Genomic DNA, 15,299 nt, shown 5'->3' with positions numbered 1-15,299 from the left:
CACATAGCCGCGCGACCGCGCGCATCCAGGTGTCTCGCCGTCGCGGGCTGCTACGCTGGCCGGCGGTAGGTCATCGATGTGAGCGTGGAGACAGACATGGCGGGTGACGACGACATCTCCGGGTGAGACCCGGTCCTGAGGCCGTTCGCGGGTGCCCGGCACCCGGCGCAGCGGCCCGGTTCGTCGTTCCCTCTTCCCGTCCTCCTCCGAGGCGGAGGTCCGTCCGCCTCCCTCACCTTCAGGTTGCCCCCATGTCCGACGCATCCGTCGTCTGCTCCCGGCTGTCCTTCTCCTGGCCCGACGACACGCCCGTCTTCCGGGACCTCTCCTTCGCCCTCGGCCCGGGCCGCACCGGCCTGGTCGCCCCCAACGGCTCCGGCAAGAGCACCCTGCTCAAGCTGATCGCCGGTCAACTGCGGCCCGCGACCGGCACGGTGACGGTCACCGGCACCCCCGCATACCTGCCGCAGGACCTCCCGCTGACCGCAGACCTCGCGGTCGCCGACGTCCTCGGCGTCGCCGAGGTGATCCGCGCCCTCGACGCGGTCGAGTCCGGGGACGTGGCCGAGGAGCACTTCACCGTCATCGGCGACGACTGGGACGTCGAGGAGCGCACCCGCGCCCAGCTCGAACGGCTCGGCCTGGCCGACGTCCGCCTCGACCGGCGGCTGGGCACCCTCAGCGGCGGCCAGGTCGTGCAACTGGGCCTGGCCGCACAACTGCTCCGGCGGCCCGACGTGCTGCTGCTCGACGAGCCCACCAACAACCTCGACCGAGCCGCCCGCCACCGGCTGTACGACGTGCTGGAGGACTTCTCCGGCTGCCTGCTGGTGGTCAGCCACGACCGCGCGCTGCTGGACCGGATGGCGCGCATCGCCGAGCTCGACTCCGGTGAACTACGGCTGTACGGCGGCAACTTCACCGCCTACGAGCAGGCCGTGCAGGCCGGGCAGGAAGTCGCGGAGAAGAACGTCCGCAGCGCCGAGCAGGAGCTCAAGCGGGAGAAGCGGGAGCTGCAGCAGGCCAGGGAACGCGCCGAGCGGCGGGCGGGCAACGCCTCCCGCAACCTGAAGAACGCCGGCCTGCCCCGCATCTTCGCCGGGAACATGAAGCGCGGCGCGCAGGAGTCGGCCGGCCGCTCCGGACAGGTGCACTCGGCACGCGTCGGCGAGGCCAGGGCCCGGCTCGACGAGGCCGAACGCGCGCTCCGCGACGACCAGCGCCTGACGCTGGACCTGTCCGGCACCCGGGTTCCGGCCGGCCGCGACCTCTTCGTCGGCGAGCACCTGCAGGTGCACCGCGACGGCCGCCCGCTGTTCGCGGGGGACGGGGTAGCCCTGTCCGTGCGCGGGCCCGAGCGCATCGCCCTGTCCGGGGCCAACGGCACCGGGAAGACCACCCTGCTGCGCCTCCTGTCCGGCGACCTCGCCGCGGACGGCGGGCGGATCAGGCGCGCCGACGGCCGCGTCGCGTACCTCTCCCAGCGGCTGGACCTGCTGGACCCGGACCTCACCGTGGCGGAGAACCTCGCCGCGGCGTCCCCCGACCTGCCGCCCGCCGAGCGGATGAACCTGCTCGCCCGCTTCCTGTTCCGCGGGGCCCGGGCGCACCTTCCGGTCCGCGTCCTCTCCGGCGGCGAGCGGCTGCGAGCCACTCTGGCCTGCGTCCTGTACGCCGAGCCCGCTCCCCGGTTGCTGCTCCTGGACGAGCCGACGAACAACCTCGACCTGGTCGGCGTCGGCCAGCTCGAGAGCGCCCTCGACTCCTACCAGGGCGCCTTCGTCGTGGTCAGCCACGACGAGCGGTTCCTCGCCGCCGTCCGGGTGGACCGTTGGCTGCGGCTGGCGGACGGATCGCTGGAGGAGACGGCGGCGCCGGAGAACTGAGCCCGCACGTGACGAGGTCTGTACCCGCCCGGTACGCACCTCGTCACCTTCCCGACCGGTTATCACCCTCCGTGCATGCGCGGGTGCTGGGCGCGAGTACCATGCGCAGCAACGCCCATCACGGAGGAGTGACCGGTTGTGACCAGCCAATCAGCCGCCACGCTCCGATCGCGGTACGCCGTGCAGGCCGCGTCGGACCTGGAGGAGAACCGCCGTCGGCAGCAGGAACTGGCCGAGCAGATGAAGGTGCTCCGGGGGGAGGAGGCCCTGCTGATCGACATCATCGCGCTCGCCGAGCACTACCCCGCGGACACCGAGGACTCCCCCCTTCCGGAGCAGGCCCAGGACGAGCCCGCTCCGGCCCCGCCGGCGGCGCCCGGCAAGCCCCGCAGGCCGCTGCTGGGGGACGTCCTGACGGAGTTGCTCGCGGGCCACCGCGAGCCGTGCCTCGCGAAGGACCTGCGCGACGAGCTGGTCCTGAAGCACCCCGACCGGGAGCCCACCCCGCAGGTCGTGCGCAACACCCTCGAGTCGCTCGTTGCCAAGGGCCGCGTCAACCGCCACAAGGAGGACCGTTCGGTGCGGTACACCCTCACCGACCGCGGGCGCCGCAAGGCCCGCTGACCCACACGCTCGGCGCACACGTGTGGACATGTTGTACGGTGATGCTCCCATCGGCTCGCCCGCGGGGGTACGAGATGACCGAGCGCAGCGCACGCCCCGAGCTCACCGAGGCCCGACCGGGTCGCTACCGCCGGCTGCCCGAGCGGACCCGGCCGGAGGACACGTTCATCGCCGTGCCGGTTCGCCCGGCCGATCCCGAGCGGGGCGCGTTCAGCCACGACGAGTGGCTGGCCCGCAACGTCTGGTGCGGCACGCTGCTCTGAGCGGCCGTGAGCTGCGGGCCGGACCGGCTCCGCCCCGGCGGGCCCGGGGCGCGCCACCGAAAACCGAGGCCGCCGCGGCCCACGAACGCGGACCGGAGCGCGTCCACCCCGAGCAGCAGCACGAACCCGGTCGCCGCCGCCGGCAGGTACCCGGCCGAGGAAGGTCCTCTCGAAGGCGGCGGGCCCGAGGAGCAGTTGCTGGTCCTCGTGCGGCTTCCTCTCCCTCACACCTGTGGTGCGACATGTGGGGACGGGGGTGCGCCCGAGCAGAGGTGACGGACCGACAGGTCTGGTGGCCGACGACGCGAGATGTTGATCCCCCGCCCGGATCGGAAACGCCTGGGCAATGTGCGCAGGGTGGCTCCGGAAACGTGCCGTCCAGAGAATCCGTTCGCACACCTTGTGATCAAGGTGGCGAGCCAACGGATCGAGGAAGGGACACCCCCATGCCTGACCAGTCCGCACTCCCCGGGTTCAGCCGACGCGGCTTTCTGCGTGCTGTCGGTGCCACCGGCGGAGCGGGAGCGATGTTCGCCACGATGGGCGCCCTGGGCCTCGCCCCCACCGCCGCCGCCCAGGGCACCCCGCAGTTCGACGCCCCCAGCGCCTCCGACTTCCACCTCAAGGGTCGCTCCGCGGGCAGCGTCATCGTCCTCGGCGGCGGCATAGCCGGCCTGGTCAGCGCCTACGAACTGGGGAAGGCCGGCTACCGCGTCACCGTGCTCGAACCGCGCGACCGAACCGGCGGCCGCAACTTCACCGTCCGCGGCGGTGACGAACTCACCGACACCTACGGCCACCACCAGCAGGCGCGCTTCAGCGCGGGGCAGTACATGAACGCCGGCCCCGCCCGGCTCGCGCAATGGATGGTCACCCTCGACTACTGCCGCGAACTGGGCGTCCCCGTCGAGGTGTTCACCAACACCAACGCCGACGCCTACATCCACAACTCCTCGATGCCCGACGGCCGCCCGATGCGCTACCGCACCGCCAAGGCCGACACCTACGGCTATGTCAGCGAACTCCTCGCCAAGGCGACCGACACGGGCGCACTCGACCGGCAACTGACCGCCGACGACAAGGAACTGCTCATCGAGTTCCTGCGCGACTTCGGTGACCTCGGTGCCAAGACCGACGGATACGCCTACACCGGTTCGTCCCGCCGCGGATACACCACGTGGCCGGGTGAGTCCGGCGTCCCCGGGGTCGAACTGGGCGACGTCCCGACCGCGTCCGAGGTGTTCGCCTCCGGCGTCGGCCGCTACTTCTCCTTCGAGTTCGAGTTCGACCAGGCGATGCTGATGTTCCAACCCGTCGGCGGCATGGACCAGATCCCCAAGGCGCTGACCCGGGCCATCGGCGCCGACAAGGTCAGGCTCGGCTGCCAGGCCACCTCCGTCCTCCAGGACGACCACGGGGTCACCGTCGCCTACACCGACCCGGGCGGCCGGGCCCGCTCACTGCGGGCCGACTACGCGATCGCCGCCATGCCGCCCCACCTGCTCGCCAAGCTCCACCACAACCTCGGCGGCGACGTCGCCACCGCCCTCGCCGCCGTCAAGCCCGCCTCCGCCGGCAAGATCGGCCTGGAGTACAGGTCGCGCTGGTGGGAGACCGACCACCGCATCTACGGCGGCATCACCGAGACGGACAGCGACCTCACCCACGTCTGGCACCCCTCCTACGGCTACCACGGCGACCGCGGCGTCATGATCGGCTACTACCACTACGCGACCGTGGCCGACCGCTACTCCCTGATGACGCCCCTGGAGCGGCAGACCACCGCAGTCGCCCTGGGCGAGCGGATCTACGGCCCGAAGTACCGCACCGAACTCGACTCGTCCTTCTCCATCGCCTGGCGCCAGGTACCCCACCTGGAGGGCGCGTGGCACGGCGGCTACGACGTCCAGTCCGCCGCCCTGAAGCCGCTCGTCGAACCCGCCGGGCGGGTCCTGTTCGCGGGCGACTGGCTGAGCAACATGGACGCCTGGCAGCACGGCGCGATCCTCGCCGCCCGCAAGGCCGTCACCGCCCTGCACACCCGCGCCCTGGCCTGACGAACCGACACCCTCCGCGGGAGCGGCGCCTTACGCAGGCGCCGCTCCCCCTCGAACGACCACTGGTCCGGGGGATCAGTGCGCGGACAGCACCAGGCGACGGCCGTTGCCGCGGTAGCCCACGGGTTCGAAGGCCGCAGCCATCGGCGCATTCGTCAGGTCGGTGTCGGCGCGGACTCGCTCCGGCCCGGTCTCGGACACCAGAATCCGGGTGATTTCAGCGAGAATCTCGTCCGCGTATCCGCGGCCCCGGTGTTCGGGCAGCACACCGAGGTGACCGACCACGGGGAAGGCGTGGTTGCGCGAGGGGAGGCCGAAGCCGACCACCTCGCCGTCCGGTGTCCGGGCGACCCGCCACCAGGACCGGTCCCCGAGCATGCTGTCGCGGTGGAACGCGACGTCGCCGCGGGCCCGGGCCTCGGCGCCGACGCGATCGGCGACCTTCCGGGAAGCCGCGTCGAGGGTGCCTGCCAGGACTCGGCGGAACAGGTCGACGAAGACCTCGTCGTCGGGCGCGGCGCAGAAGAGCACACGTCCCGACGGCTCCGGAAGGCCGATCTGCGGTGTCCACTCGTAGCGCAGCCGTTCCCGACCCGCCGGGAGACCTGCATGTGGGCCGCCTCCTGCCGCCAGGTCAGGGCCGCGACCGCGTCGGGCCGGTCGTGCCAATCACCGGGGAGCAGCAGGTGGTACTCCGGCGCAACGGTCGCACCGGCGCTGTCGTATGCCGCGTGTGCGGCGGCGAGCAAGGTTCCCTTCGTCACCGCCGGGCGATGCGCCGGGGGTGGGCACGGCCGCGGATGCCCGGCCGGGGGAAGCGGTCAGCAGCCTCGACAGTCCAGCCGGAAAACCCGTTGCCGTCGCCCCCGTCCCTGTCGCAGAGTATGGGCATCAGCCCGGCAGAGCCCAGCGGAGAGGAACGCGAAATGAGCACCAGCCAGTCGTATCAGCGTTCTTCGAGTTCCCAGCAGAGCCAGGGACTCCCCTCCGCGCGGTAGACGGGCCCGACAGCGCCCGGCCGCCCACGGCGGGATTCCCCGTCCGGGCGGCCTTTCTGCTTGCCGCCCTCCCGCAGTGCCGGATGGTGCACCTGGCAGCACGCCTGACTCTGGATCAGGAGACTCGGGGTTCGGATCCTCGTCCGGCAGCGCAGCATCTGGAGAGTTGGCCGAGTGGCAAGGCAGCGGCTTGCTAAGCCGTAGTCGGGTGAAAGCCCGCGCGCGTTCGATCCGCGCACTCTCCGCGCAACAACCGCAGTTCATGGAGGAGCCGGCCGACAGGTGGCGCCGGCCTCGGCCTCGGCTTCGGCTTCGGCTTCGGCTTCGGCTTCGAAAACCGGTCGGGTGCACGAGCGCCCGTGTGGGTTCGACCCCCACTTCCTCCGCTTTCTCCATCAAGGGCGAGCTGGGCACTGGAGAGCCCAAGGGCCTGTAAAGCCCCCGCTTCGGCTGTGCCGGTTCGAATCCGGCCTCGCCCACCGTCACCCGATCTTCTTGCCCTACACGCAGCACCTTCGGATGCGGTGAAAGCCATGGCCGCTGCATTCGCCTCACCGCGAGGGCAGGCATGAGGGTGTGCGGTGAGCTGCCCGCGCTGAACGCCGAGTCCTCCTCACCTCTCTGGCGGGGGCGCGTGCCGGCCCGCGAGCCTGTTGACCCTGGTGTTCGTGCAGGAGCCCCCGCACCCGTTGGTAGGGACACGGGGGCCTGGACTACCGACTCGGAGGTCGTGGCGGTCCGTCGGGCGACAGCACGATGGTCAGCACGACGTCCCGCAGCTCTGCCCGAGCCGCCTCGGGCAGGCCGGGCGTGATCCCGCGGCACTGCTCGAACACGCGGATCCAGTTCTCGGGTATGTCCTCGTCCTGCTCACGCAGCACCCGGGCCGGCGTCTCGTCCTCCGGGTCCCTCAGCCACGCCACGACCGTGGCGGCGTCGGCGCCGGCCCGGGCGGCGGCGAGCAGGTGAACGGCCAGGAGCTTCCTCGCCATGCCCTGCCAGAACCCCATGAGATACCAGGCGATCGACGTGTCGAGCAGGTCGGCCGCGTACGTCGCGGCCACGCTCCAGTCCTCGCACCTGGCGATCTCCTCAGTACCCAGCAAAGCCTCGATCCTGCTCTGCTCCGCCAAGACGTCCCCCTTTCCCCGATGCACACGAGTGGTCGCGAGCGGCCGAAGGACTGCACCCAACTCGGTTTCCTGCTTGGTCGATTGTCCGCTTGTCTCCGCCAGCCGTGATCCGAAGCCTCGCACTGAGGTGCCGATTCCCGCGTCGCGATCCAGAGGCCCCGGCCGCGCCCGGCGGTTCAATCCGTGAGGGTGTCGAGCCAGCCGGTCAGCAGACCGTTGACGTCCTCGGGGCGTTCCTGCTGGATCCAGTGGCCGCAGCCTTCTACGAGGTGGGAGGCGGTCAGGCCGGGAAGGGTGGTGGGGAAGGCGTCGATGGCGTCGGACATCCAGGTGGTGGAGGCGTCCAGGGCGCCGCCGACGAACAGGGACGGCTGCTTGATCGGGGCTCCGCGGTGGGGGGCGAGGTCCTCCCAGTCGCGGTCCATGTTCCGGTAGCGGTTGAGGGCGCCCGTCAGACCGGTGCGCTCGAACTCTCCGGCGTAGACGTCGAGGTCGTCCTCGGTCAGCCAGCCCGGGAGGACGCCGGCGGGAAAGCGGTCACGCAGCCGGCCGCCGTGGGCGACGAAGTGCGGGTCGGGCTCGCCCTGCGCGGGCATGGTGTCGGCGGACAGGGCGGCGTAGAAGCCCGCGAGCCAGCCGCGCACGTCGGGCTCGATCTCCGTCTCGGCGCGGCCGGCCTCCTGGAAGTAGGAGACGTAGAACTCCTGCTCGGGGCCGCCGATCCGGCTGAAGATGTCGGTGGGGCGGGGGCCACCGGGCGGCGCGTACGGGACGCTCAGCAGGGCGACGGCCCGGAAGACCTCGGGGTGGAGCAGGGCGGAGGTGGCGGCGATGTTGGAGCCCCAGTCGTGGCCGACGACCACGGCGTGCTCCTCGCCGAGGGCGTGCACGAGGGCGACGTTGTCCTCCACCAGGTCCAGTAGCCGGTACGCATCGGTCTCGGCGGGCTTGGAGGAGCGGCCGTAGCCGCGAACGTCGAGCGCCACCGCCCGGTAACCGGCCGCGGCGAGGGCCGGGAGCTGGCGGCGCCAGGAGTACCAGGACTCGGGGAAGCCGTGCACGAGCAGGACCAGCGGGCCGCTGCCCTGCTCGACCAGGTGCAGGCGCCCGGCAGGGGCCTCGACGGTGCGGTGGCGGAGTACGGCGGACGGCGCGGGCTGCATGGGGTCTTCTCCTCGATTCGCGGGCGGACGCAGGTACGCATCGATCATGCGGCGCAGCACCCGTCCGCTGCGATCACTGTTGCCAATCTGGCAAAATTGCAGCACACGACGGTGGAGCGGTACGTCCGGAAGGGGAGCGGCGAGTGACGGGCGACGACGTGGCCGACATGCTGGCGGCGATGGGCCCCCGGCTGCGGGCCGCACGCGAACACCGCGGCTCCACGCTCACCGGCGTCAGCTGCGCGACCGGCATCTCCCCGAGCACGCTGTCGCGGATCGAGACCGGCCGACGCAAGCCCACCCTGGAGGTGGTGCTGCAGCTGGCGAAGGAGTACGGCGTCTCCCTGGACGAGCTGGCCGGCGCCGCTCCCCCGGCCGAGCCCCGCACCTCCGCGCTCCAGCGGTTCGGCACCGACAAGGCGGTGCTGCCGCTGACCCGGTACGTCGGGGGCCTGCACGCCCACAAACACGTCCTGCCCGCCGTCCAGGAACCGCCCGCGCGGCCCCGGCAGGTCTCCCACGACGGCTGGGAATGGCTGTGCGTCCTGTACGGGCGGCTCCGGCTCGCACTCGGCGATCAGGACCTCGTCCTGAGTGCCGGGGACGTCGCCGAGTTCGACACCCGCAATCCCCATGGGGTCGCGAACGCCGCCCCCGACGGCCCGGTCGAGTACCTGGTCATGTTCGGGCCGCAGGGAGAGCGCCTGCGACCGCGCACCCCGCCCGCCCCCGGCCCCAGAGCCCGGTAGCAACTGAACTTGATCGGGTGATGTCGGGACTGTTCGGCTGACAGCGGTCAATGGCTCCGGTAGCCGTGGAGCTGTGAGCTACGCGCAGGGAGGCGGGGTGACCGACGTCGAGAGGGTGGGGAGGAGAACCGGGAGATCGCCATCGCGTTGCGGGTGAGCGAGCGGTCGGTGGAGCGGTGGCGCCGGACCTGGCGCGAGCGCGGCGGGGTCGGAGTCCTGTCGAAAGGATCGCCCGGTCGCCCGAGGCTCAGCCTGGCCCGGATTGCGGATCTGGAAAGGGAGTTGGAACGCGGCCCGCTGGCCCATGGCTGGGCGGACCAGCGGTGGACGCTGGCCCTGATCAAGACCCTGATAGGTCGGCTTTTCCACATCTCCGACGCGGTGAAGGACACCTGGCAACCGCTCAAAAGGCACGGCTGGTCAATGGCAGCAGCCCGCCGGACGATCGAACGCGACGACGCCGCGGTGGAGTTGTGGAAAAGGACGTGCGGCCGCGGGTAGGAGCACCGCGGCGGCGTGCAGGGGTGGGATCATCTTCGAAGACGAAGCCGGCCGGTCGATGACGCCGCCGCGAGCCAGGAGCTGGGGCCGGATCGTCCAGACGCCCGTCGTGCAGGTGCGGGGCGGAGGGTCCGGACGGGTGTCGATGGCGGGCATGGTCCGCTAAAAGGCGGGTGAGCGGTCCCGGCTGATCTACGCGATCCGTGACTACGACGGCCGCAAGGACCAGCCGAAGAGCTTCGGCTGGCGCGACTTCCGCGACCTGCTGATCCGCGCCGGGACCCAGCTCGGTGGCCCGATCGTGCTGGTCTGGGACAACGTCCGCCTACACCTGACCAAGCCGTTGCGGCAGTTCGTTGAGGCGAACCCCGACTGGCTCACCGTGTTCCAACTGCCCACCTGTGCGCCCTGCCTGAATCCGCAGGAGGGCATCCGGCCCCTGGTCAAGCGCGACATCGGTAACCTCGCCGCCGCCGACCTGGGCCAGCTCACCCAGGCCGTGAAGCACCGGCTCAAGCAGATCCAGTACCGACCGGACCTGGTCGACAGCTGCCTCGCCGACACGGGGCTGAGCCTCGATGAACGGAAGGTCCGGGTCGACCAGCAGATCAGTACGCTAACCCCAGGCATATTCCCGATGCCTGACCCAGCAACCTGAGACGGAAGGACGCTGGGCGCTCCGACCTTGCGAGGACACTCGGCAGATGCATCTTCGGCTACGGTCTGCGACTGTGCTCTCCGACACGGCAGTGGCCCTGACCCTTTGTGGCGACGACGGGAGCGAAGTCACCTACACCTTCACTCTCACACCCGGCGAGATCCCTGTGATCAACGGCGACGAGTCCTTCTCGGTTCTGTACCGGACAATGGCGAGCCCGTGCACCTCCGGGGTGGCCAGAACAGCTCGTCGCGCTACCGACTGGAAGAACAGATCCGCCGCAGTCGGACCGAGGAGTGGGAGCGTCAGCGCTCCGACGAAGGATCATCAGACTGACCCCGGGAGCGACACTTGGGCCCCTTGCCGCGCTTTGAAGACCCCAACATCACCCGCTCAAGTTCAGAAGCAGCGAACGAACAGGCCTGAGGCCCCGGTCACGCCCACGGAGTCCGGCCTCGTCCCCGTCGTCCTCAGCGGTGTCGGGCTACCGGCTCCTCCACCTTGCTGCCATCGAGCGCGACACCAATGCGGCCTGAACGACTAGGTACTGGGGCTGGAGAAGCCCCGCAAGCCGTGCACGTGGCGTTTCCGAACAGGTAGGTGAGCATGGCTGCGATCTCGCCCTGACCGTCCGCAAGCATGGTCATGTGAAGGCGCCGGCCGATTCCTTCCAGATCACGCGGGTCAGCGGGACGCAGCGGCGCCCTCGCCGCGTCGTCCCCCACCGGATAGCCGCCACGGAGGGAGAAGCTTCCGTCCTCGTGCCAGGTGATGATCGAGTTGTTCTCACGGCGAGTGGAGTAGGGCCCGTCGTCGCCGAATTCGACGGACAGGTGTGTCTGACAGCCAGGGCACCCGGCGTCACGAGAACCGTCGCATCGGGTGTCCCGAGACGACCAGGCCGCCCAGATCCCGGACCGCGCACGACACTTCACCACCCCGGGCCCGCCAGCGGTCCGAGGGCGAGTCCGGTCATCTGCGAGCAGCAGCGCTGGCACTCCCCCGCCACGGGTGTCTCGACTATCCGATCCGTCCACTCACACCGGTCGGAAAGCACCGCAGTCGGCGCGTCGCCGCCTCCCACTCTCTCGGACACGCGCTCCATCGAAACGGCCGGCCCGCGCCCCCAAATGCTGATCTCGAGCGAAACATGCGCTGGCAGACGGGTGAGCATCGCGCCGAGGTGACCACCATGACAGGCAGCCGGTGACCACCCATGGCGTTCCTCATCGCCCCGCTGCCGAGGCCAGATGGACTTGCAGGTGACAGGGAGCGGGATCACCAACGCGACCGCTCCCTGCAAACCGCGCACACGGTGCTCTCCCGGAGGCGCCCCTCCTGGGGGCCAGTGCTACAACGGGTTGGGCCGTCGTGCCGGGGCCGGCAGGAGCGCCCAAACCATCTTGCCCGTGGGGGCGGGACGGTGGCCCCAGGCGAGGGCGAGCCGGTCGACGATCACCAGACCGTGGCCATCGGGGGCGTCGGGGCGATATGGGCGCCGAACACGGGGCGGGTCCGGGGAAGGGTCGGTGACCGCGGCGGTGAGCCCGTGCCGGTGCAGGTAGAGGTCCAGCCGGCGCGGGCCCGGAGTGTGCTGGGCGGCGTTGGCGAGGAGTTCGGCCGTGACCAGGAGGACATCGGTGGCGGATGTGCCGTTGATGCCCCAGTCGGCGAGGGTGCGGCGGGCGAAGGCCACCGCGGCGCCGCTCGGGTCGCCGGGGAACATGCTGAGATGACGGTGCAGGTCCTGGTCGGGTGCCATAACGGGTCCCGTGAGCCCTGGACGGCGGGACGTTGTCATGACGCGTATGCCCGTCCGGTCCCGGTGGGCCGCAGGACTGGGCGCACGCGCTTGCTCGGGACGATCAGGACCAGCGGGACCCCGGCGGCCACGGCTCCACGGCGGACCTGGATCAGCACGTTGAGCCCGGCTGAGGTGGAAGACCCCGCCCAGCTCGAATCGACACCCAGCGCGGCGGGCCGATCGGCGAGGGCCTTGTGCACGACGTTCTCGGCGATGCCGGCCGCCTCCTGCACCACGTCCCCGCCGGACACGCACACCGCCATCCGACCCACCCGGCTCGTGCTCGCCGTCCACGCGGAACGCGCCACCCCGGCCTCCTCACCACGCGCTGCGGGCGACCCGCCGGCCCGCAGCACTTACCTACCCCACGCTACGCCCCGTACCCGGAGTGGCCAGCGCACAGGCTGGCACCGCACGAGGTGACACCTGTCGCGAGCACAGGGTGACCACCGGTGCGTTCCGTTTCGCATCGCTGCCGAGGCTGGGCAGGCATGCCAGTGGACCTCTCGCGTTCCGGCGCACGCCCGTCCCGAGCCCCTCACGCCCGTCCCGAGCCCCTCCCCTGCCGTCCTGGAACTCGACGGCGGGTGAGAGGACAGCCGAGCGGCGCGCCCTCAGCCCTCCAGCCAGTCCCCGGGAACCATGTGCCGCGTCTGTTCCCGAGCATCCTCCGTGCGGGCCCTGACATTCAGGCAGAAGCCGTCGACTTCTCGGAGCAGGAGGTCGTCACCGGCGAACCACCGTGTCCCGCGTCCGACAGCGGGAAGCGCCTGCAGGACCCGGGCCTCCGGGCGCGCGGTCGGGGACGGCCCGAGTTTCAGCTTCTGCCGGTACGAGGCGGCCCGTGCGGCTGCCCAGCGCCGGAGCGCCTCGGTGCGTCGACCATGTCGCGGGGCTTCAGCGTCGCCGACGTCACCGCCGTTGTCGACCGGCTGGCACTGCAGGCGCCCGTCCTGGTCGGCCAGTCCCTCGGCGGGCACACCGCCATGCTCACCGCCGCGGCGCATCCCGGACTCGTCCGCGCGCTCGTGCTGGTCGAGGCCGGCCCCGGAGGTCCGAACCCGAACGTCCTCGTGGACATCGGAGCATGGCTCGACTCGTGGCCGACACCGTTCCCCTCACGCGAAGCGGCAGCTGCTTTCCTCGGCGGCGGACCGGTCGGAGCAGGCTGGGCGGCCGGCCTGGAAGAACGCGACGGCGCATGGTGGCCTCGCTTCGACCGGGACGTGATGGTCCGTTCGCTGGCGGAGAACGCCATGCGTTCCTTCTGGCACGAGTGGGGCCAGGTCACGTGCCCCATGCTGGTCGTCCTGGCCCAATCCAGCTTCATCCCTGCACAGGAAGCCGACGAAATGCTCCGCCGGCGGCCCACCACCATGGCCATGAGCATCCCCGGCACCGGCCACGATCTGCACCTGGAACAGCCTGAAGCCCTGCACACCGCGCTCTCGGACTTCCTCGACGGCCTCGCCCGAGAAACCCGGTGCGCTCACCACGACACCACGGTCGGACTCCGCAGACAGCCGTCGGTCCACAGGTCCTGACGATGACTCGATCGCGCACGAGTGCGCGAGTCTGGCGGCATCGGGAGAAAATCCAGCGGAGCGAACGGCCGGGCGCTGCTACGGTCAGGCGCCATGAGCTGGCTTCCTGAAGACTTCGTCCACCCCGTCCTGGTACCGCTGCCGGGCGGAGGTCATCACCTGCGGCCGATCCGGGAGGCGGACACCCCGCTCGACTATCCGGCGGTGATGGGATCGCGCGAACGGCTGTGGACCATCTTCGGCCCGGCCTGGGGCTGGCCCGCGGCCACCATGACCTACGAGGCCGACCAGGCCGACCTGTTGCGGCACGAGAAGGAGATCGCCGCGCACCAGTCCTTCAACTACGCGCTGTTCGACGCGTCGGAGACGGCACTGCTCGGCTGCGTCTACATCGACCCACCGGAGAAGGCCGGCGCGGACGGCGAGATCTCCTGGTGGGTGGTGGACGAGCTGGTGGGCAGCGAGGTCGAACAAGCCCTCGACGCGCTGGTGCCGCAGTGGATCGCCGCCGAGTGGCCGTTCGAGCAGCCTCGCTTCATCGGCCGTGAGATCTCCTGGTCGGACTGGCTGGCCCTGCCGGAGCATCCCGCGAAGTAGCTGGTTGTCCGCGCGCAGGGACTGAGGAAGGGCTCGTCCGTCACTGCATGTTGACTCTGAAGGACGTTATTCCGTCGGACAGTTGGGCAACTGCGGCGACCTTCCCTGGTGCACCTGCCGCTGCGGGCGACCTTGCACCGCCCCGCCCTGCCGCGGAGCCTCCGATTCGTCGTCAGGCCAGCTGGGCGCGCTGTCGGTCTGCGGCGCTGGTCCCGACGAGCCGACCGGCGTGCTGCGGCCGCGGCCCGTGGAGCTCTGCGCTCCAGCTCGGTCCGGTGCGCAACTCCCCGAGCATGTCGCACGCGCGAGGGGTAGCTCGTGCGCACGGCCCGAGCGCCCCACCGGTCGTTGACGTTGCCGCCGGTGAGGGTGACGGCGAGCGGCAGGCCGCGGCCGTCACAGGCAACGTGAATCCTGGCGACGGGGCCGCCCCGCCACCTACACATCGCCCCGCCCGGTCGGGTCCCCCTCTTCGGGCCCAGCTGGGTGCTGGCGGGCCCGGCAGTTGACCCTTCCGACGTCGCCGCAGGGCCGCTGGACAGCTGGGAGCCACCGCTCCCAGGCGCCGTCGACCACGGGGCAGCTGCACGAGAAGGCCCCCGAGCACGAGATCGCCCACCGCTCCCCCAGAACCCGCGACGAACGCCGGAAAGCCGTCTCCCAACGGGCCCGGGTGCCCGTGCAGGCCCGACGCCCTCAGAGGGGCCGGCTTCGGGCCGGAGTTCGGGTCACCCGGGAATGTTCAATTCGTAGTAGGCGAGCGCGGCCGAGATACTCTCGGTCACCACGAACAGCCTGGCGGTCTGGGTGACTTCAAGGATCCGCCGGAGCTGCAGGCTGGGCGCCGCCAGCACGAGGGGAACATCGTGGCGGTTGCGGCGAGCACCGAGAAATTCGTTGAGACCGCTGGAGTCGCAGAACTGCAGATCGGACAGGTCCAGGATCAGCAGGGGCGGCTGGGCCTCGATCTCGGAGATCAGCGCGCGGCGCAGGCTGGGCCCGGCGTCGTAGTCCAACTCGCCGTGCAGGCGCAGGATCCGGGCCGGGGTGGGGGTGCGCAGCGAGGTGATGTGGAACGCTGTGCCAGGGTCCTGTTCGGACACGAGGCCTCCTTCCCGGGAGTCGAGATCGCGGTCAGCCTGCCACACCACGGCCGGTGGCGGAGGGGACCTGGGACGACTGGTCGGGTGAGACTGTAGCGCCCGCCCCCGCAGTGCGAAGGGAGAGCCGACCGCACGCCGCTCGGAGACCATCCCCGCGCGGTGACGTACCGCCGACTGCGCCCGGAGCACCGCGACGACTGCCCCGTAGGCCCGCCCCCG

Annotated in this window: 14 protein-coding genes, 4 tRNA genes and 1 pseudogene; 13 read left to right on the top strand and 6 right to left on the bottom strand. The window is 71.0% G+C overall.

The window, feature by feature from the left end; all coding sequences use genetic code 11:
- The first annotated feature begins 251 nt into the window (after positions 1 to 251).
- From BX266_RS35215 to BX266_RS35200, 4 genes are all read left to right on the top strand, one after another.
- On the top strand, positions 252 to 1,886 hold the full coding sequence (locus tag BX266_RS35215) for an ABC-F family ATP-binding cassette domain-containing protein (RefSeq protein WP_099906689.1): 1,635 nt from the start codon (positions 252 to 254) through the stop codon (positions 1,884 to 1,886).
- A gap of 138 nt (positions 1,887 to 2,024) precedes the next feature.
- Positions 2,025 to 2,510 carry a hypothetical protein gene (locus BX266_RS35210; RefSeq protein ID WP_099906687.1) on the top strand — a complete coding sequence of 162 codons (486 nt, stop codon included), beginning with the start codon at positions 2,025 to 2,027 and terminating at the stop codon, positions 2,508 to 2,510.
- A gap of 74 nt (positions 2,511 to 2,584) precedes the next feature.
- Positions 2,585 to 2,773 carry a hypothetical protein gene (locus tag BX266_RS35205; RefSeq protein ID WP_099906686.1) on the top strand — a complete coding sequence of 63 codons (189 nt, stop codon included), beginning with the start codon at positions 2,585 to 2,587 and terminating at the stop codon, positions 2,771 to 2,773.
- 527 nt (positions 2,774 to 3,300) lie between these two features.
- Positions 3,301 to 4,830, top strand: a complete 1,530-nt coding sequence (locus BX266_RS35200; protein WP_099906684.1) for an FAD-dependent oxidoreductase — start codon at positions 3,301 to 3,303, stop codon at positions 4,828 to 4,830.
- A 75-nt stretch (positions 4,831 to 4,905) separates the two neighbouring features.
- Here the strand turns inward: BX266_RS35200 and BX266_RS35195 are convergent, their stop codons facing one another.
- Positions 4,906 to 5,361 carry a GNAT family N-acetyltransferase gene (locus BX266_RS35195; RefSeq protein ID WP_099906682.1) on the bottom strand — a complete coding sequence of 152 codons (456 nt, stop codon included), beginning with the start codon at positions 5,359 to 5,361 and terminating at the stop codon, positions 4,906 to 4,908.
- A gap of 544 nt (positions 5,362 to 5,905) precedes the next feature.
- On the opposite strand from BX266_RS35195, the gene BX266_RS35190 reads away from it, so the two are divergent.
- The 4 genes from BX266_RS35190 (at position 5,906) to BX266_RS35180 (ending at position 6,307) form a co-directional block, all read left to right on the top strand.
- A tRNA-Gln gene (locus BX266_RS35190) sits at positions 5,906 to 5,978 on the top strand.
- A gap of 10 nt (positions 5,979 to 5,988) precedes the next feature.
- Positions 5,989 to 6,073 (top strand) — tRNA-Ser (locus BX266_RS35185).
- Between the two features lie 19 nt (positions 6,074 to 6,092).
- Positions 6,093 to 6,214: transfer RNA gene (locus BX266_RS39105), tRNA-Ser, on the top strand.
- 13 nt (positions 6,215 to 6,227) lie between these two features.
- Positions 6,228 to 6,307 (top strand) — tRNA-Tyr (locus tag BX266_RS35180).
- A 234-nt stretch (positions 6,308 to 6,541) separates the two neighbouring features.
- On the opposite strand, the gene BX266_RS35175 is transcribed toward BX266_RS35180, so the two are convergent.
- On the bottom strand, positions 6,542 to 6,961 hold the full coding sequence (locus BX266_RS35175; protein WP_099906680.1) for a hypothetical protein: 420 nt from the start codon (positions 6,959 to 6,961) through the stop codon (positions 6,542 to 6,544).
- A 176-nt stretch (positions 6,962 to 7,137) separates the two neighbouring features.
- The gene (locus BX266_RS35170) at positions 7,138 to 8,124 is read right to left on the bottom strand and encodes an alpha/beta fold hydrolase (RefSeq protein WP_099906678.1); all 987 of its coding nucleotides are present in this window, start codon (positions 8,122 to 8,124) and stop codon (positions 7,138 to 7,140) included.
- Positions 8,125 to 8,267: 143 nt separating this feature from the next.
- On the opposite strand from BX266_RS35170, the gene BX266_RS35165 reads away from it, so the two are divergent.
- The 3 genes from BX266_RS35165 (at position 8,268) to BX266_RS35155 (ending at position 10,032) form a co-directional block, all read left to right on the top strand.
- Positions 8,268 to 8,873 (top strand): helix-turn-helix domain-containing protein, encoded by a 606-nt coding sequence (locus BX266_RS35165; protein ID WP_180290728.1) that lies wholly within the window; start codon positions 8,268 to 8,270, stop codon positions 8,871 to 8,873.
- A 153-nt stretch (positions 8,874 to 9,026) separates the two neighbouring features.
- A complete protein-coding gene (locus tag BX266_RS35160) occupies positions 9,027 to 9,374 on the top strand; it encodes a winged helix-turn-helix domain-containing protein (RefSeq protein WP_399171128.1) in 348 nt (115 codons plus the stop codon).
- A gap of 187 nt (positions 9,375 to 9,561) precedes the next feature.
- A complete protein-coding gene (locus tag BX266_RS35155) occupies positions 9,562 to 10,032 on the top strand; it encodes a transposase (RefSeq protein ID WP_310794848.1) in 471 nt (156 codons plus the stop codon).
- Between the two features lie 1,351 nt (positions 10,033 to 11,383).
- On the opposite strand, the gene BX266_RS35150 is transcribed toward BX266_RS35155, so the two are convergent.
- Both BX266_RS35150 and BX266_RS35145 read right to left on the bottom strand, forming a co-directional pair.
- The gene (locus tag BX266_RS35150) at positions 11,384 to 11,794 is read right to left on the bottom strand and encodes an ATP-binding protein (RefSeq protein WP_259465006.1); all 411 of its coding nucleotides are present in this window, start codon (positions 11,792 to 11,794) and stop codon (positions 11,384 to 11,386) included.
- Between the two features lie 35 nt (positions 11,795 to 11,829).
- On the bottom strand, positions 11,830 to 12,144 hold the full coding sequence (locus BX266_RS35145) for a hypothetical protein (RefSeq protein ID WP_099906671.1): 315 nt from the start codon (positions 12,142 to 12,144) through the stop codon (positions 11,830 to 11,832).
- 576 nt (positions 12,145 to 12,720) lie between these two features.
- On the opposite strand from BX266_RS35145, the pseudogene BX266_RS35140 reads away from it, so the two are divergent.
- Both BX266_RS35140 and BX266_RS35135 read left to right on the top strand, forming a co-directional pair.
- Positions 12,721 to 13,380, top strand: a pseudogene (locus BX266_RS35140) (alpha/beta fold hydrolase); the annotation flags it as partial.
- Positions 13,381 to 13,473: 93 nt separating this feature from the next.
- Positions 13,474 to 13,977, top strand: a complete 504-nt coding sequence (locus BX266_RS35135; RefSeq protein WP_099906667.1) for a GNAT family N-acetyltransferase — start codon at positions 13,474 to 13,476, stop codon at positions 13,975 to 13,977.
- A gap of 728 nt (positions 13,978 to 14,705) precedes the next feature.
- Here BX266_RS35135 and BX266_RS35130 read toward each other — a convergent pair.
- Positions 14,706 to 15,080 (bottom strand): STAS domain-containing protein, encoded by a 375-nt coding sequence (locus tag BX266_RS35130; protein WP_180290727.1) that lies wholly within the window; start codon positions 15,078 to 15,080, stop codon positions 14,706 to 14,708.
- Positions 15,081 to 15,299: the final 219 nt, after the last annotated feature.

It is taken from the genome of Streptomyces sp. TLI_171 (assembly GCF_003610255.1).
Lineage (GTDB): Bacteria > Actinomycetota > Actinomycetes > Streptomycetales > Streptomycetaceae > Kitasatospora.
The sequence above is the reverse complement of the archived record's forward strand: the minus strand, read 5'-3'. Positions and strand labels throughout refer to the sequence as shown.

Excerpts from the sequence above, each read along its gene's own strand:
- BX266_RS35205 (WP_099906686.1), top strand. The coding sequence starts at position 2,585 with ATGACCGAGCGCAGCGCACGCCCCGAGCTCACCGAGGCCCGACCGGGT.
- BX266_RS35170 (WP_099906678.1), bottom strand. The coding sequence starts at position 8,124 with ATGCAGCCCGCGCCGTCCGCCGTACTCCGCCACCGCACCGTCGAGGCC.
- BX266_RS35150 (WP_259465006.1), bottom strand. The coding sequence starts at position 11,794 with ATGGCACCCGACCAGGACCTGCACCGTCATCTCAGCATGTTCCCCGGC.
- BX266_RS35135 (WP_099906667.1), top strand. The coding sequence starts at position 13,474 with ATGAGCTGGCTTCCTGAAGACTTCGTCCACCCCGTCCTGGTACCGCTG.
- BX266_RS35215 (WP_099906689.1), top strand. The coding sequence starts at position 252 with ATGTCCGACGCATCCGTCGTCTGCTCCCGGCTGTCCTTCTCCTGGCCC.
- BX266_RS35200 (WP_099906684.1), top strand. The coding sequence starts at position 3,301 with ATGTTCGCCACGATGGGCGCCCTGGGCCTCGCCCCCACCGCCGCCGCC.